The sequence below is a fragment of the Streptomyces indicus genome (genome assembly GCF_900100315.1).
Taxonomy (GTDB): Bacteria; Actinomycetota; Actinomycetes; order Streptomycetales; family Streptomycetaceae; genus Streptomyces; species Streptomyces indicus.
In genome coordinates this window covers 1287527-1301201 of the sequence record NZ_FNFF01000001.1, presented here as the reverse complement: position 1 = coordinate 1301201, position 13675 = coordinate 1287527, and the positions used below count along the sequence as shown (strand labels likewise).

Sequence of the window (13675 nt, the reverse complement as noted above, 5' to 3'; positions counted from 1 at the left end):
AGCGGGCGGTCTTGGGGGCGCTGGTCACAGGGTCCTCCTGAGCGTCGGCAGTGGTCTCGATCGCCCAGGCGCGCGGCAGGTGTGCGGTGCTGCGGCGCCAGGTGTGCGCCGGGCCGCTCCCCGGTGGTGCTCCACCTTTTTGCGCCAGTCGCGGCCGTGTTTCAGGGTACGGGACGGGGCGCGGCGGTGGGGCGGGCGGGGTGCGGGGGCCCGTCCCGCCCGCACCCCCGGGCGCGCTCAGAGTCCGAAGCGCCCCGGATCCTTCGCCAGCGAGCGGACCCGGTCCGCCGGATCCGCGATCAGACGGCGCTCGCGCAGGTCCAGGATCCCGCCCACGGCGGACACCTCCGCAGCCACCGTCCCGTCCGTCTTCCGGATCACCTGCCGGAGCCGGAAGGTCTTGCCCGTGCCCCACTCGAACGCGCAGGTCACCTCGACCTTGTCGCCCGCCCGCAGCTCCCGCTTGTAGCGGATCGTGGTCTCCAGGACGACCGGACCGACGCCCTGCGCCTGGAGGTCCTGCTGCCGGATGCCCGCCGCCTCGAACAGCTCCCAGCGCGCATGCTCCGCGTACTGCAGGTACACGGCCTGGTTGAGGTGCCCCTGCACATCGGTCTCATAGCCGCGCACGGTCACCGGCGCGAAGAACTCGTCTGCCACGTCCATCCCTTCCACGGGTACGTCGTCCCCTTGCTCCAACTGCCGTGTCCCGCACGGCATTCCGGCCGGCCGCCCGGCTCACACCCGGCGCGGCGAGGCCAGCAGCACCCGTCCGCGGCCGCGCGTCCCGTGTTCGCCGACCTGCCAGCCCGCCTCCGTCAGGACCTCGGCGTACGAGGACAGCGCGGCCGGCTCCCCGCCCCGTATCTCCACCGCCTCCGGCTGCTGCGTAGCGGACACCACGTAACCGCCGCTGCCGTCCACGCCCGGCCGGCAGCCGCCGGCCTCCAGGGCGAGGGCCGCCGCCTGCACCAGGTGCGCGCGCTCCCAGCCGCAGGGCCGGTCCACGGCACCGTCCGGATTGGTCATACGGCGCAGCTCGACCAGGCCCTGCCAGGCGCTGTGCACCTCACGGACCCGCGCCGGGCCCTCCGGCCCAGGGTCGCTCTCCGCGCCGGTGCGCGCCGCGAACACCCCGCGCGGCGACTCGGCGGCGCGCGCGGTCGGCGGCGGTGCCGCGGTCAGCACCTCCTGGCGCAGCCGGTGCCCGGCCGGCGTCAGGAAGTACGCACGCGGCGGCCGCGCGTGCCGGAACGCGAGACCGTGTTTGACCAGCGCCTCCAGCTGCGTCTCGGTCCCGCTGATCCGGCCCGTCACCTCCTCGGCATCCGCAATCACCCGGCGCAGCGGTGCCGTCAGCCGGCCTGTGGTCACGTGGGCCCCCTTTCCCTGCCGTGCCGCCTTTCCCCTCACCGCCATGGTGCCGCCCGGCACTGACAACCGCCCCCGGGCTCCCGGTGCGCGCGGGCCGCCGCCGGGACACAGTGGCCGGAGAGGGGGGTCGCATCCCCAGGAGGAAGCATGGGAATCTTCGACGCGTTCAAGGGCGCCAGGGACAAGGCCGAGAGTGCCGGCGAGGCCGTGAAGGAGCAGCTCCAGGAGCAGGCCTCGGCGGGTGCGAGCGCGCCCGAGTCGCCCGTCAGGAGCAGCGGCCCGGCCGGATCGAAGTTCACCGAGGACGCGGCCTCCGCCACCCAGGCCGCCGCGGACCGGCTGCTGGCGGACGCGAAGGGCAAGACGGACGCGAAGAGCGAGCAGGGCACCAAGAGCGAGCAGGACGCGAAGAGCCGGCCGGACGCCACCGGGAAGACCGAGCCCGCGCACGCCGAGCCGGAAGCCGCCGCGCCGAAGCCCGCAGCCGCACCCGCCGCCGGGGCCCGCACGTACACCGTCCGTCCCGGCGACTCCCTCTCCGCGATCGCCGGCCGCGAGCTCGGCGACCAGGGCCGCTGGCAGGAGCTCTACGCGCTCAACCGGCAGACGATCGGCGCCGACCCGGACCTGATCCGGCCGGGCATGGAGCTCGAGCTCCCGTGATCAGACGCTCCTAGCCACCGTCGCCCCCGAGGGCACCAGCGACATCCCCCGCCCAGCGAAGTACGGCTCGAACACCTCCACCGGCAGCTCCGCCGTCCGCGTGGCCGCGTCCGTCCCCGACGGGTTGTGGAAGTGGAAGCCGCCGCCGTCCGCCGTCCGTCCCGTGACGAGCACCAAGTGCCCGCCACGGCGCGGCGGTGGCTCGGGGGCCCGCCGGATCGCGAAGTGCACGGAGGCGATCACGACCCGGCCCGCGTCGAGCAGCCCGCCGAGCTCCGGGACGGTGAGTGACCGGTGCACCTCGGCCTCGACCCCGTACACCTCCCGTACGAAATCCACCGCGGGCGCGTAGATCATTCCGCGGATCGCGCCCTCGGCGTCCACGGTGTACGCGCCGAACTTGACTGCGCCGTCCCGCAGTTCGAAGAGCGAGGGGGCCGCCGGGCCGAGCGCCATGCGCAGGCAGGTGGCCCCGCACAGGTGCCCGCACCACCGCGCGTAGTCCTCGGCGTCGGCCGCGCCCGAGTCCCGCCACGCCGGATCGAGTCGCGCGTCGAGCTCCCCGGACACGATCGCCTGTACCAGGCCGGGCGAGGCGAACTGCGTATAACTGGGGAAGGCGCAGGTGGAGCAGCTGGTGCTGGTGGTGCTGGTGGTGCTGGTGGTGCAGAAGTCCTCTGCCGGTACGGAGTTCACTGCCGGTATCCGCTCAGGAACCGCCCGATCCGGCTGATCGCGGCGTCGAGATCGTCAGCGTAGGGGAGGGTGAGGATGCGGAAGTGGTCGGGGCGCGGCCAGTTGAAGCCCGTGCCCTGCACCACCTGGATCTTCTCGCGCAGGAGCAGGTCGAGGACGAACTTCTCGTCGTCGACGATCTTGTGCACCTTGGGGTCGAGCCGCGGGAAGGCGTACAGGGACCCCTTGGGCTTCACGCAGCTCACGCCCGGGATCTCGTTCAGCCGCTCCCAGGCCACGTCGCGCTGCTCGCGCAGCCGCCCGCCGGGCGCGGTCAGTTCGTGGATGGACTGCCGGCCGCCGAGCGCGGCCTGGATGGCGTACTGGGCGGGCGCGTTGGGGCACAGGCGCATGGAGGCCAGCATGGTCAGGCCCTCCAAGTAGTCCTTCGCGTGCTGCTTCGGGCCGGTGACCACCAGCCACCCGGAGCGGAAGCCCGCCACGCGGTACGTCTTGGAGAGCCCGCAGAAGGTGAGGACGACCAGGTCGGGGGCGAGGGCGGCGGCCGAGTGGTGGACGGCGTCGTCGTACAGGATCTGGTCGTAGATCTCGTCGGCCAGCACCATCAGGCTGTGCCGCCGGGCGAGGTCGAGCATCCCCTCGACGATCTCCTTCGGGTAGACCGCGCCCGTGGGGTTGTTGGGGTTGATGATCACCAGGGCCTTGGTGCGGTCGGTGATCTTCGACTCGATGTCCGCGAGGTCCGGGTTCCAGTCCGCCTGCTCGTCGCAGAGGTAGTGCACCGCCTTGCCGCCGGAGAGTGTGGTGACGGCGGTCCAGAGCGGGAAGTCCGGGGCGGGGATGAGGATTTCGTCCCCGTCCTCGACCAGCGCCTGTACGGCCATCGACACCAGCTCGGAGACGCCGTTGCCCAGGTAGACGTCGTCGACGTCCACGTCGAGGCCCAGGGTCTGGTAGCGCTGGGCCACCGCGCGCCGGGCCGACAGGATGCCGCGCGAGTCGGTGTAGCCGTGGGCCTGCGGGAGCATCCGGATCATGTCCTGGACGATCTCCTCGGGGGCCTCGAACCCGAAGAGCGCGGGATTGCCGGTGTTCAGGCGCAGCACGCTGTGGCCCGCCTCCTCGAGCGCGTTGGCCTGCTCGATGACCGGGCCGCGGATCTCGTAACAGACCTCGCTCAGCTTGCTCGACTGCCGGAACTCCATCGCGTGCCTCCAGGGACTCAAGGGTTACTTGGTTTTACCAAGTTCCCGCTTGGAAAGTCCAACAACTTACGTATGCTGAGACACATGAGCAGGCCTTCGTCACGCCGGAGAAGCTATGACCAGTACTGCGCCGTCGCCCGTTCCCTCGACGTCGTCGGGGACCGCTGGGCGCTCCTGATCGTCCGCGAACTCCTGGCGGGCCCGCGCCGCTACACCGATCTGCACGCCGACCTGCCGGGGGTCAGCACGGACATGCTGGCCACGCGCCTGAAGGACCTTGAGCAGTCCGGCGTCACCCTGCGCCGCAAGCTGCCCGCCCCCTCGTCCGCGTACGTCTACGAACTCACCTCCCGGGGCCGGGAGGTGCTCCCGGTCCTGCAAGCCCTGGGCGAGTGGGGCGCCGCGGAGCTCGGCGAGCGCCGCCCCACCGACGCCGTGCGCGCCCACTGGCTGGCCCTGCCCCTGCTGCGCGGGCTGTCGGCGCTCGGGGAGCCGGGCACCGTGGAAGTCCGGCTCGACGAAGGGCAGTTCCATGTACGGGTCGACGCGGGGGAGCCGGTGTACGGCGAAGGGCCGTGGCCGGGCCCGGACGCACCGGACGTACGGCTCACCCTCGACGCGGCCGCGGGGGACGCGCTCGCGCGCGGCGAGCTGAGCGTCGCCGACGCGGTGCGCGGCGGGAACGTCCAGGTCACAGGGGATGGACCGCTGGCAAAAGCGCTCGGCCGCTGAGATCGCCCGCGGTTACAGTGGCCGGGTGCTCCGAGAAGTCACCGCCACCCGCTACCTCAATCCGCTGCGCACCGGAGGCTCCGTGCCCGGGGTCGTCGAGGCGGACGACCTCGGGACGTACGTCCTCAAGTTCACCGGGGCGGCCCAAGGCGTGAAGGCGCTCGTCGCCGAGATCCTGGTGGGGGAGCTGGCGCGGCGGCTCGGGTTGCGCTTCCCGGAGCTGGTGCTCGCGCACTTCGACCCGGCGCTCGGGGCGGACGAGCCGCATCAGGAGGTGCAGGACCTCCTGAAGGCCAGCCCCGGGCTCAACCTCGGCATGGACTTCCTGCCGGGCGCGGTCGACTTCACGCCGGAGGTCGCGGCCTCGTTCGAGGTCGGTCCGCTGGAGGCCGGGCGGATCGTGTGGCTGGACGCCCTGACGGTCAACGTGGACCGCACGGTGCACAGTTCGAACCTGATGGTGTGGCCGACCTTCGGCACCGCACCGCCGAAGCTGTGGCTGATCGACCACGGAGCGGCGCTCGTCTTCCACCACCGCTGGGAGGGGGCGGCGCCCGACAAGGCGTACGACTTCAGGCACCACGCGCTGGGCGGCTACGGCCCGGACACCCGCGCGGCCGACGCGGAGCTCGCGCCGAAGGTGACGGAGGAGCTGCTGCGGGAGGTCGTCGCGCTGATCCCCGATGCCTGGCTGGCCGAGGAGCCCGGCTTCGCGTCGCCCGACGCCGTACGGGACGCGTACGTCACGTATCTCCTTGCGCGCGCGAGGAGTTCGGCGTCCTGGCTGCCGACCGACTTCCCCTCGCGGGACGAGCTGGCGGCGGCGGACGCCCGCCGGGCCGCACACACCCAGGCGGGCCGCCCGGCCTGGCTCAAGCAGGTCCCGAACCTGCACGGCAAGCCGGCGGCCGAGCGGGACTGGTCCGCATTCAGCCCCTCCGGCGATTGAGGAGATCCGCGCGAAGCGCGGATGCGGGACTGACGGCGGGACAGCCGAAAACGCCGCTTGGCCCCGGGCGGAACCCGGGGCCAAGCGCACGGAAGCGGTGCGGCTCAGCCCTTGAGCTGCTCGTACGCCGGCAGCGTCAGGAAGTCCGCGTAGTCCGCGTCCAGCGAGACCTGGAGCAGCAGGTCGTGCGCCTGCTGCCAGTGGCCGGCCGCGAAGGCCTCCTCGCCGATCTCGGCCTTGATGTTCGCCAGCTCCTCGGCCGCGACCTCGCGAGCCAGCTCGGCCGTGGCGGTCTTGCCGTTCTCGAAGACCACACCGGCGTTGATCCACTGCCAGATCTGCGAGCGCGAGATCTCGGCGGTGGCCGCGTCCTCCATCAGGTTGAAGATGGCGACGGCGCCCAGGCCGCGCAGCCAGGCCTCGATGTAGCGGATGCCGACCTGGACGGCGTTCTGCAGACCCGCGTACGTGGGACGCGCGTCAAGGGAGTCGATGGCGATCAGGTCGCCCGGCGCCACCGCGACGTCCTCGCGCAGCCGGTCCTTCTGGTTCGGCTTCTCGCCGAGGACCTTGTCGAAGGACTCCATGGCGATCGGCACCAGGTCGGGGTGCGCGACCCAGGAACCGTCGAAGCCGTCGCCGGCCTCGCGGTCCTTGTCGGCGCGGACCTTCTCGAACGCGACCTTGTTGACCTCGGCGTCGCGGCGCGAGGGGATGAAGGCCGCCATGCCGCCGATCGCGTGCGCGCCGCGCTTGTGGCACGTACGGACGAGGAGCTCGGTGTACGCGCGCATGAACGGCGCGGTCATCGTCACCGCGTTGCGGTCCGGCAGGACGAACTTCTCGCCGCCGTCACGGAAGTTCTTGACGATGGAGAACAGGTAGTCCCAGCGGCCCGCGTTCAGGCCGGCGGCGTGGTCGCGCAGCTCGTAGAGGATCTCCTCCATCTCGTACGCGGCCGTGATCGTCTCGATGAGGACGGTGGCGCGGACGGTGCCCTGCGGGATGCCGACGTAGTCCTGGGCGAAGACGAAGATCTCGTTCCAGAGCCGGGCCTCGAGGTGCGACTCGGTCTTCGGCAGGTAGAAGTACGGTCCCTTGCCGAGCTCGATGAGGCGCTTGGCGTTGTGGAAGAAGTACAGGCCGAAGTCGACCAGGGCGCCGGGGACCGGCTTGCCCGACTCGTCCACCAGGTGGCGCTCGTTGAGGTGCCAGCCGCGCGGGCGCATCACGACGGTGGCGAGCTGGTCGGCCGGCTTCAGGGCGTACGACTTGCCGGACTTCGCGTCGGTGAAGTCGATGTTGCGGGTGTAGGCGTCCACCAGGTTGACCTGGCCGAGGACCACGTTCTCCCAGGTCGGGGCCGAGGCGTCCTCGAAGTCCGCGAGCCAGACCTTGGCGCCCGAGTTCAGCGCGTTGATGGTCATCTTGCGGTCGGTCGGGCCGGTGATCTCGACGCGGCGGTCGTTCAGCGCAGCCGGAGCGGGGGCCACCCGCCACGAGTCGTCGGCACGGATGTGCGCGGTCTCGGTCAGGAAGTCGAGGGTGGAGGTGCGGGCGATCTCGGCGCGGCGCTCGGCGCGGCGGGCGAGGAGCTCGTCACGCCGGGGCGTGAACAGGCGGTGCAGCTCGGCCACAAAGGCGAGGGCCGCATCCGTGAGGACCTCTTCCTGCCGGGGCAGGGGCTCGGCGTCGACGATGGCCAGCGGGGACGGCGCTGGTGCGGACATGAGCTGTCACTTCCTTCAGCGGGGGAGCCGTGCGCGGCACTGAGTGCCGTCAGGTCCTGTTCGGGTCCAAGGGGCCGCCGGCCGCCGGATGTGCGGGGCGGGCTTCTGACCAGTGGATAGTAGTTTCCTCATGGTGGAAGTTCAATGGTTTGTTGATATCGAGATTCTCCGGGTCGAGCGACCATGGCGCTGAGTGCCAGCGCCGTCACGGGACGTTCACGCCCCGCGGCTCCTATGGCTCAAGGTGCGCCAGATCCGCCTCGGTGTCGATGTCGTACGGCTGCGCCACGTCCCCGCACTCGACCGGCGTGATCCCGTCCGCGTGCTCCTTGAGATAGGCCCGCGCCCCTCGGTCGCCGGTCGCACTGCGGGTGATGCCCGCCCAGTGCTCCCGTCCGAAGAGCGTGGGATGTCCGCGTACCCCGTCGTACGTCGCTGTCACCAACGAGGTCCCGTCGCGATACCCGGCGAGCACCCGTGCCACCGCCTCCGGGCCGATCCCCGGCTGGTCCACCAGGCAGACGAGCACCGCCCGCGCGTCCGTCCGCACGAGTGAGGCGAGCCCCGCCCGCAGCGAAGAACCCATCCCGTCCGCCCAGTCCGGGTTGTCGACGAGCACACAGCCGGGCAGCGAGGCCCGCTCCCGTACGTCGTCGGCCTGCGCGCCGAGCACCACGTGCACCCGCTCCACGCCGCCCGCCCGCAGCACGCCCACCGCGTGCTCCACCAGGGGCCGGCCGCGGTGGGTGAGCAGGGCCTTCGGGCGGCCGCCCAGGCGCCGTCCGCCGCCCGCCGCGAGCAGCAGGCCCGCGACCGGGGCGTTGTTACGTGTATGTGCCATACCAAAGGCATACAGCATGGCCCCTGCGACGGCCGGTTCCGATAAGGTTCCCGACGTCTCGGGTGGGTCAAGTGCACGGTGGGGAACGGGAATTGATGCACAAGCACGAAGGCGAAGGCGTGTTCAAGCCGCTGGAGGACGACGACCCGAAGGCCGTCGCGGGCTACCGGCTCAGCGCCAAACTCGGGTCCGGCGGCATGGGCAAGGTCTATCTCTCCTATACGCCGGGCGGCCGGCCGGTCGCGATCAAGGTGATCCGGCCCGAGCTGAGCGAGGACGCGGAGTTCCGCCGGCGCTTCCGCCAGGAGGTGCAGTCCGCCCAGCGTGTGCAGGGTCTGTACACCGCGCCCGTGATCGACAGCGACGCCGACGGGCACAACCCCTGGCTCGCCACCGCCTACGTGCCGGGACCCGCGCTGTCCGCCGCCGTCGTGGAGCACGGCAAGCTCCCGGTCGAGACGGTGCTGCTGCTCGTCGCCGGCATCGCCGAGGCACTCCATGTCATTCATGGCGCGGGCATCGTGCACCGCGACCTCAAGCCGTCGAACGTGCTGCTCGCCGCCGACGGTCCGCGCGTCATCGATTTCGGTATCGCCCGCGCCGCCGACGCCACCTCGCTCACCGGCAGCGGGGTCACCATCGGCACGCCCTCGTTCATGGCGCCCGAGCAGGCCGCGGGCCGGCCGTGCACCCCGGCCACGGACGTGTTCGCGCTCGGCCAGGTCGCCGCGTACGCCGCGATCGGCAAGCCCGCCTTCGGCGAGGGCACCTCGCACGGCGTCCTCTACCGCATCGTGCACGAGGAGCCGGATCTCACCGGACTGCCCGAGGCCCTGCGGGAGTTGGTGACCCGCTGCCTGGCCAAGGACCCCGAGGCCCGGCCCTCCGTGATGGAGGTCATCGCGCTGTGCCAGGCGGCCAACGCGGAGACCGTGCTGCGCCGGCCCGAGGACTGGCTGCCGACGGCGGTCGCGGCCGACATCACCCAGCGCGCCGCCGCGCCCGCGCCCGCGCAGACCCCGCCGCCCGAGCCGCAGGCCGCGGCTCCGCAGCCGCCCGCGGCGCCGCCCGCCCCCGTGCAGCAGCCCGCGCAGCCGCCCGTTCCCGCTTCCGCGCCGCAGGACGCCGTGCCCGCTCCGCCGCTGCCGACCGCGGGCCTGCCGGCCGCGGCGCCGACGCCGCCCCAGGGCACCGCACCCGCGACCCACCCGCCGACCGCCCCGGCGACCCAGGCCCAGGGCCCGGCCACCCCGCCGCCCGGCTTCGGGCCGTCCCCGTACGACACGGCGGCTCTGCAGCAGCCGGCGCCCGTGACGCAGGGGGGTACGCCGCCCGGTGGCACAGCTCCGTTGCAGCAGTCGGCGGTGTCGTACGGGCACAGCCCCGCCGCAGGGGCGCAGGCGTCGCGGCCGCCCAGGAAGAGCCGGACGCTGCTGGCGGTGACGATCGCGGCCCTCGTCTTCGGGGCGGGCGGCGCCGCCGGGTCGTATGCGCTGCTCAAGGACGACGGCAGCAAGGGCAAGCAGGAGCAGCAGGCCGACGACGGACGCAACGAGCCGGCCCAGGACCCCGGCTCCCAGGACCCCGGCTCCCAGGACCCGGCGGTCCAGGAGCCGTCGGGCGAGGCGAGCCCCGGCGAGAGTCCGGAGGGCGGGGGCAAGGCTGTGCCGGATCCGCAGCCCGTGGACTACAAGGACATCGAGGTTCCCTTCGGATACGAGCTGTACTTCTCCGACGACCAGCTCAAGCCGCAGAACCTGGACGAGGACAAGTCCGACTTCGCGTACGCCGGCTCCGACAGCGACCGGGGCTTCGAGGTGGGCGAGTACACGGGCAACAAGCTGATCCTGCTCAACAATGCCCAGGAAGGGACATTGCAGACGTGCCGCGACGAGACGCGGTACGCGGACCGCATCGGCTTCGACCGCATCACCAAGGGTTCCCGCATCTGCGTCCGGTCCTCCTCCGGCCACATCGCGCTGGTCACGTACAAGGGACGCTCTCCGCAATCCGATCCCAGCGACTACGTCACCATCGACGTCACCCTGTGGCGCAACGCGCTCGACGCCCAGCCCACGGACTGATCCGGAATCCACACGGCCGGAGTGGCGCCCGGTGCGCCCGGTGGCGTTTACTGGCGGCTCGCGCCGGGCGGCTGACCACCGCCGGGAAGCGCAGGGACCTGCCTGGGGGGATGAAACGGTGTTGCGAAGCGTGGGGCAGCGGCGGCCGGTGACGGACAGCGGCGAGGATCCACTGGGCGCGCTGCGCTCGGCCGTGTCCCGGCTGCGCCGTGAACTGGCCGCGCATCCGGGCGAGTTCCCGGACCGGGGGATCGCCGAGGAGGAGCTGGCGGCGCTGGAGGAGACGGCCGCCGGCGGCGCGGCCGAGCCCGCCCGGCTGCGCCGCTCGCTGCTCCTGGTGGCCGGGGCGATCGGCTCGGTGAGTGCCCTGGCCCCCGCCCTGGCCGCGGTGCGGGACGCCGTGGACCGGGTCAGTTCATCTGGATGATCTGGATCAGGTTCCCGCAGGTGTCGTCCAGGACCGCGGTGGTGATGTCGCCCATCTCCGCGGGCTCCTGGGTGAACTCCACGCCCAGCTCGCGCAGCCGCTTGAACTCGGCGTGCACGTCCTCGACGAGGAACTGGGCGGCCGGGATCCCGTCCGCGACGAGAGCGCTCTTGTACGGTCCGACGGCCGGGTGGCTGCTCGGCTCGAGCAGCAGCTCGGTGCCCTCGGGCGCCTCCGGCGACACCACGGTGAGCCAGCGGTCCTCGCCGAGCGGGATGTCGTGCTTCTTCACGAAGCCGAGCTTGTCGACGTAGAACCGCTCGGCCTTGGCCTGGTCGTCGACGAAGACGCTGGTGATGTGGATCTTCATGGGGTGCTCTCCGGTGCTTCGGGGGTCGGGTGCGTCCCGGGTGCCGGGGACGCGGGGGTCGCTTGCGGCGCTCGGGGCGTCAGCCAGCGCGTGACGATCTGATCGAGGGGCCGGGTGTCGAGGTCGTGGAACTTGTAGCGGCCTTCGCGCCGCGGGACCACGAGGCCCGCCGCCTCCAGGACGGCCAGATGCTGGCTGACCGCCTGGCGGCTGAGCGCGAGCCCGTGCTTCATCGCCAGCCGCGAGCAGATCTCGAACAGGCTCTGGCCGTCCCGGTCCACCAGCTCGTCGAGGATCGTGCGACGGGTGGGGTCGGCCAGCGCCTTGAAAACATCTTCCGACATGACCCCACGATAGGCAAGCCGATGCTTGCATGTCGATTCGGGGCGGTCGCTCCGCCGGGCGGTGGCCGTGGCGGTGCGTTGGCGGTGGCGTTGGGGTGGGCGGGGCCGCCTGATAGAAAGACCCGCCCGGTGCGGCGAGCGCCGGCCGGGGAGTCGGGCGCCAAGGTGGGGGACATGTTCGTCGCGTGGAGAGACATCGGATTCGCCAAAGGGCGGTTCGCGCTGATGGGCGCGGTGGTCGTGCTGATCACGCTGCTCGTCGGCCTGCTCTCGGGTCTGACGGCCGGGCTCGCGCGCGAGAACACCTCCGCGATCACGGAACTCCCCGCCGACCGGCTCGCCTTCGCGGAGCCGACCGGCGGCCAGTCGCTGTCCTTCGCCAACTCGACGGTGGCGGAGCGGAGTTGGCGCATCTGGGCGGAGCGGCCCGGCGTCCGCTGGGCGACCCCGATCGGCATCCGCACCCTCGGCGGCGCGGCCGGCGACCGCAGCACCGGGGTCTCGGCCTTCGGGGTCGAGCCCGGTTCGGGTGTCGCGCCGGAGGGTGTCGGGGCGGGGCGGGCGGTGCTCGCCGCGAAGGCGGCCGACGAGCTGGACGTGCGGCCCGGGGAGAAGCTCCGCGTCGGTCCGGTCGAGCTGACCGTCGCCGCCGTCGCGGGCGAGGCCTCGTACAGCCATACGCCCGTGGTCTGGATGGCGCTCGACGACTGGCAGCGCATCGGGCACGACGGCACGGGCGTGGACGAGCAGGCCACCGTGATCGCGCTGCGCACCGACGGCGCCGACCTCGCGGCGGGTGACGCGGCCGCGGGCACCACCACGCGCAGCCTCGACGACGCGCTGGGCGCCATCGGCTCCTACCGGGCGGAGAACGGTTCGCTGCAGCTGATGCGCGGCTTCCTCTTCGTGATCTCGGCGCTGGTCATCGGGGCGTTCTTCACGGTGTGGACGATCCAGCGCGGCCCCGAGATCGCGGTCCTGAAGGCGCTGGGCGCCGGCACTCCGTATCTGCTCAGGGACGCGCTCGGGCAGGCGGTGGTGATGCTGGCCGCGGGGTGCGGGCTCGGTACGGCGCTCGCGGTCGGGGCCGGTGCGTTCATCGAAGGAGGTGACGTGCCGTTCGTCCTGGACGCCCCGACCGTCCTGCTGCCCGCGGGTGTCCTGATCGTGCTCGGGTTGCTCGGTGCGGCGCTCTCCGTGCGCCGGATCACCGCGGTCGACCCGCTGACCGCGCTCGGCAGCGCGCGCTGACCGGAGCGGGACGGGCGGCCGGTCCCGTACAGGGGGCGCAGCCCGGCCTCGCACACGGGCGCGGCCCGAAAGGGCGGCCGGCCTCGCACACGGGACGCTGCCCGACCTCGCATACGGGAAGCAGCCCGAAAAGAAAGGGGCCCGAGGGCCTCGGCCCTCGAACCCCTCACCGCCGCGGGGCGGCACCCTGCCCCGAGGGGTCAGGAACCGCTCGTGTTGGCCAGCGCCACCGACAGCTCCGCGGCGACCTGCTGGAGGATCGGCACGATCTTGTCGGTCGCCGCCTCCGTCACACGCCCCGCGGGCCCCGAGATGGAAATCGCCGCCGCGGTCGGGGAGTTGGGCACCGAGACCGCCAGGCAGCGGACCCCGATCTCCTGCTCGTTGTCGTCCACCGCGTATCCCGTACGCCGCACCTCTTCCAGTGCGTCCAGGAAACCGTCGGGCGTCGTGATGGTCTTCTCCGTCGCGGCCGGCATCCCGGTGCGCGCGAGCAGTGCCCGCACCTCGTCGGCCGGCGTGTGCGCGAGCAGTGCCTTGCCCACACCGGTCGAGTGCGGCAGGACGCGGCGGCCGACCTCGGTGAACATGCGCATCGAGTGCTTGGACGGCACCTGCGCCACGTACACGATCTCGTCGCCGTCGAGCAGCGCCATGTTCGCGGTCTCGCCGGTCTCCTCGACCAGGCGCGCGAGGTAGGGCCGCGCCCAGGTGCCGAGCAGCCGCGAGGCGGATTCGCCGAGGCGGATCAGGCGGGGGCCGAGCGAGTACCGACGGTTGGGCTGCTGGCGGACGTAGCCGCAGGCCACCAGGGTGCGCATCAGGCGGTGGATGGTGGGCAGCGGCAGTCCGCTGGCGGCGGAGAGCTCGCTGAGTCCGACCTCTCCGCCCGCGTCCGCCATCCGCTCGAGCAGATCGAAGGCGCGCTCGAGGGACTGGACACCGCCGCTCGCTGCGGCGGCCTTGGAGTCGGTGGTGCTGGCGCTGGACGTCGGCACGGCGCGGTCCT

15 protein-coding genes and 1 riboswitch are annotated in these 13675 nt (G+C 72.4%); of the genes, 6 read left to right on the top strand and 9 right to left on the bottom strand.

Features of this window, described 5'->3' with window-relative positions:
* Positions 1–55 precede the first annotated feature (55 nt).
* Positions 56–162: riboswitch (ZMP/ZTP riboswitch) on the bottom strand.
* 75 nt (positions 163–237) lie between these two features.
* Entirely contained in the window at positions 238–666 is a 429-nt protein-coding gene (locus BLT97_RS05800) for an acyl-CoA thioesterase (RefSeq protein WP_425442646.1), read from the bottom strand.
* Positions 667–738: 72 nt separating this feature from the next.
* A complete protein-coding gene (locus tag BLT97_RS05795; RefSeq protein WP_245769146.1) occupies positions 739–1374 on the bottom strand; it encodes a hypothetical protein in 636 nt (211 codons plus the stop codon).
* Between the two features lie 147 nt (positions 1375–1521).
* Between BLT97_RS05795 and BLT97_RS05790 the strand changes: the two genes are divergently transcribed.
* Positions 1522–2037 (top strand): LysM peptidoglycan-binding domain-containing protein, encoded by a 516-nt coding sequence (locus BLT97_RS05790; RefSeq protein ID WP_093607516.1) that lies wholly within the window; start codon positions 1522–1524, stop codon positions 2035–2037.
* Here BLT97_RS05790 and BLT97_RS05785 read toward each other — a convergent pair whose 3' ends face one another.
* The gene (locus BLT97_RS05785) at positions 2038–2733 is read right to left on the bottom strand and encodes a cysteine peptidase family C39 domain-containing protein (RefSeq protein ID WP_093607515.1); all 696 of its coding nucleotides are present in this window, start codon (positions 2731–2733) and stop codon (positions 2038–2040) included.
* Positions 2730–3938 carry a pyridoxal phosphate-dependent aminotransferase gene (locus tag BLT97_RS05780; protein ID WP_093607514.1) on the bottom strand — a complete coding sequence of 403 codons (1209 nt, stop codon included), beginning with the start codon at positions 3936–3938 and terminating at the stop codon, positions 2730–2732. Before BLT97_RS05780 ends, BLT97_RS05785 begins: the two co-directional genes overlap by 4 nt.
* 84 nt (positions 3939–4022) lie before the next feature.
* On the opposite strand from BLT97_RS05780, the gene BLT97_RS05775 reads away from it, so the two are divergent.
* A complete protein-coding gene (locus tag BLT97_RS05775) occupies positions 4023–4670 on the top strand; it encodes a winged helix-turn-helix transcriptional regulator (protein WP_093607513.1) in 648 nt (215 codons plus the stop codon).
* A gap of 25 nt (positions 4671–4695) precedes the next feature.
* Positions 4696–5619, top strand: a complete 924-nt coding sequence (locus tag BLT97_RS05770; RefSeq protein WP_093607802.1) for a HipA family kinase — start codon at positions 4696–4698, stop codon at positions 5617–5619.
* Between the two features lie 104 nt (positions 5620–5723).
* On the opposite strand, the gene aceB is transcribed toward BLT97_RS05770, so the two are convergent.
* Together aceB and BLT97_RS05760 are read right to left on the bottom strand one after the other, a co-directional pair.
* Positions 5724–7349: a malate synthase A gene (gene aceB, locus BLT97_RS05765; protein ID WP_093607512.1), complete on the bottom strand. Its 1626-nt coding sequence runs from the start codon at positions 7347–7349 to the stop codon at positions 5724–5726.
* A gap of 232 nt (positions 7350–7581) precedes the next feature.
* The gene (locus BLT97_RS05760) at positions 7582–8190 is read right to left on the bottom strand and encodes a nucleotidyltransferase family protein (RefSeq protein ID WP_093607511.1); all 609 of its coding nucleotides are present in this window, start codon (positions 8188–8190) and stop codon (positions 7582–7584) included.
* 95 nt (positions 8191–8285) lie between these two features.
* Between BLT97_RS05760 and BLT97_RS05755 the strand changes: the two genes are divergently transcribed.
* Together BLT97_RS05755 and BLT97_RS05750 are read left to right on the top strand one after the other, a co-directional pair.
* The gene (locus BLT97_RS05755; RefSeq protein ID WP_093607510.1) at positions 8286–10274 is read left to right on the top strand and encodes a serine/threonine protein kinase; all 1989 of its coding nucleotides are present in this window, start codon (positions 8286–8288) and stop codon (positions 10272–10274) included.
* A gap of 118 nt (positions 10275–10392) precedes the next feature.
* The gene (locus tag BLT97_RS05750) at positions 10393–10701 is read left to right on the top strand and encodes a DUF5955 family protein (RefSeq protein ID WP_093607509.1); all 309 of its coding nucleotides are present in this window, start codon (positions 10393–10395) and stop codon (positions 10699–10701) included.
* Here the strand turns inward: BLT97_RS05750 and BLT97_RS05745 are convergent.
* Together BLT97_RS05745 and BLT97_RS05740 are read right to left on the bottom strand one after the other, a co-directional pair.
* Positions 10685–11071, bottom strand: coding sequence for a VOC family protein (locus BLT97_RS05745; protein ID WP_093607508.1), 387 nt, complete (start codon positions 11069–11071; stop codon positions 10685–10687). The two genes, BLT97_RS05750 and BLT97_RS05745, sit on opposite strands and share 17 nt — an antisense overlap.
* A complete protein-coding gene (locus BLT97_RS05740) occupies positions 11068–11415 on the bottom strand; it encodes an ArsR/SmtB family transcription factor (RefSeq protein WP_093607507.1) in 348 nt (115 codons plus the stop codon). Before BLT97_RS05740 ends, BLT97_RS05745 begins: the two co-directional genes overlap by 4 nt.
* A 174-nt stretch (positions 11416–11589) precedes the next feature.
* On the opposite strand from BLT97_RS05740, the gene BLT97_RS05735 reads away from it, so the two are divergent.
* The gene (locus BLT97_RS05735; protein WP_093607506.1) at positions 11590–12666 is read left to right on the top strand and encodes an ABC transporter permease; all 1077 of its coding nucleotides are present in this window, start codon (positions 11590–11592) and stop codon (positions 12664–12666) included.
* Between the two features lie 200 nt (positions 12667–12866).
* Here BLT97_RS05735 and BLT97_RS05730 read toward each other — a convergent pair whose 3' ends face one another.
* Entirely contained in the window at positions 12867–13664 is a 798-nt protein-coding gene (locus tag BLT97_RS05730) for an IclR family transcriptional regulator (RefSeq protein ID WP_093607505.1), read from the bottom strand.
* Positions 13665–13675 lie beyond the last annotated feature (11 nt).

Excerpts from the sequence above, each read along its gene's own strand:
- BLT97_RS05755 (WP_093607510.1), top strand. The coding sequence starts at position 8,286 with ATGCACAAGCACGAAGGCGAAGGCGTGTTCAAGCCGCTGGAGGACGAC.
- BLT97_RS05800 (WP_425442646.1), bottom strand. The coding sequence starts at position 666 with ATGGACGTGGCAGACGAGTTCTTCGCGCCGGTGACCGTGCGCGGCTAT.
- aceB (WP_093607512.1), bottom strand. The coding sequence starts at position 7,349 with ATGTCCGCACCAGCGCCGTCCCCGCTGGCCATCGTCGACGCCGAGCCC.
- BLT97_RS05775 (WP_093607513.1), top strand. The coding sequence starts at position 4,023 with ATGAGCAGGCCTTCGTCACGCCGGAGAAGCTATGACCAGTACTGCGCC.
- BLT97_RS05780 (WP_093607514.1), bottom strand. The coding sequence starts at position 3,938 with ATGGAGTTCCGGCAGTCGAGCAAGCTGAGCGAGGTCTGTTACGAGATC.
- BLT97_RS05735 (WP_093607506.1), top strand. The coding sequence starts at position 11,590 with ATGTTCGTCGCGTGGAGAGACATCGGATTCGCCAAAGGGCGGTTCGCG.
- BLT97_RS05745 (WP_093607508.1), bottom strand. The coding sequence starts at position 11,071 with ATGAAGATCCACATCACCAGCGTCTTCGTCGACGACCAGGCCAAGGCC.
- BLT97_RS05760 (WP_093607511.1), bottom strand. The coding sequence starts at position 8,190 with ATGGCACATACACGTAACAACGCCCCGGTCGCGGGCCTGCTGCTCGCG.
- BLT97_RS05740 (WP_093607507.1), bottom strand. The coding sequence starts at position 11,415 with ATGTCGGAAGATGTTTTCAAGGCGCTGGCCGACCCCACCCGTCGCACG.
- BLT97_RS05790 (WP_093607516.1), top strand. The coding sequence starts at position 1,522 with ATGGGAATCTTCGACGCGTTCAAGGGCGCCAGGGACAAGGCCGAGAGT.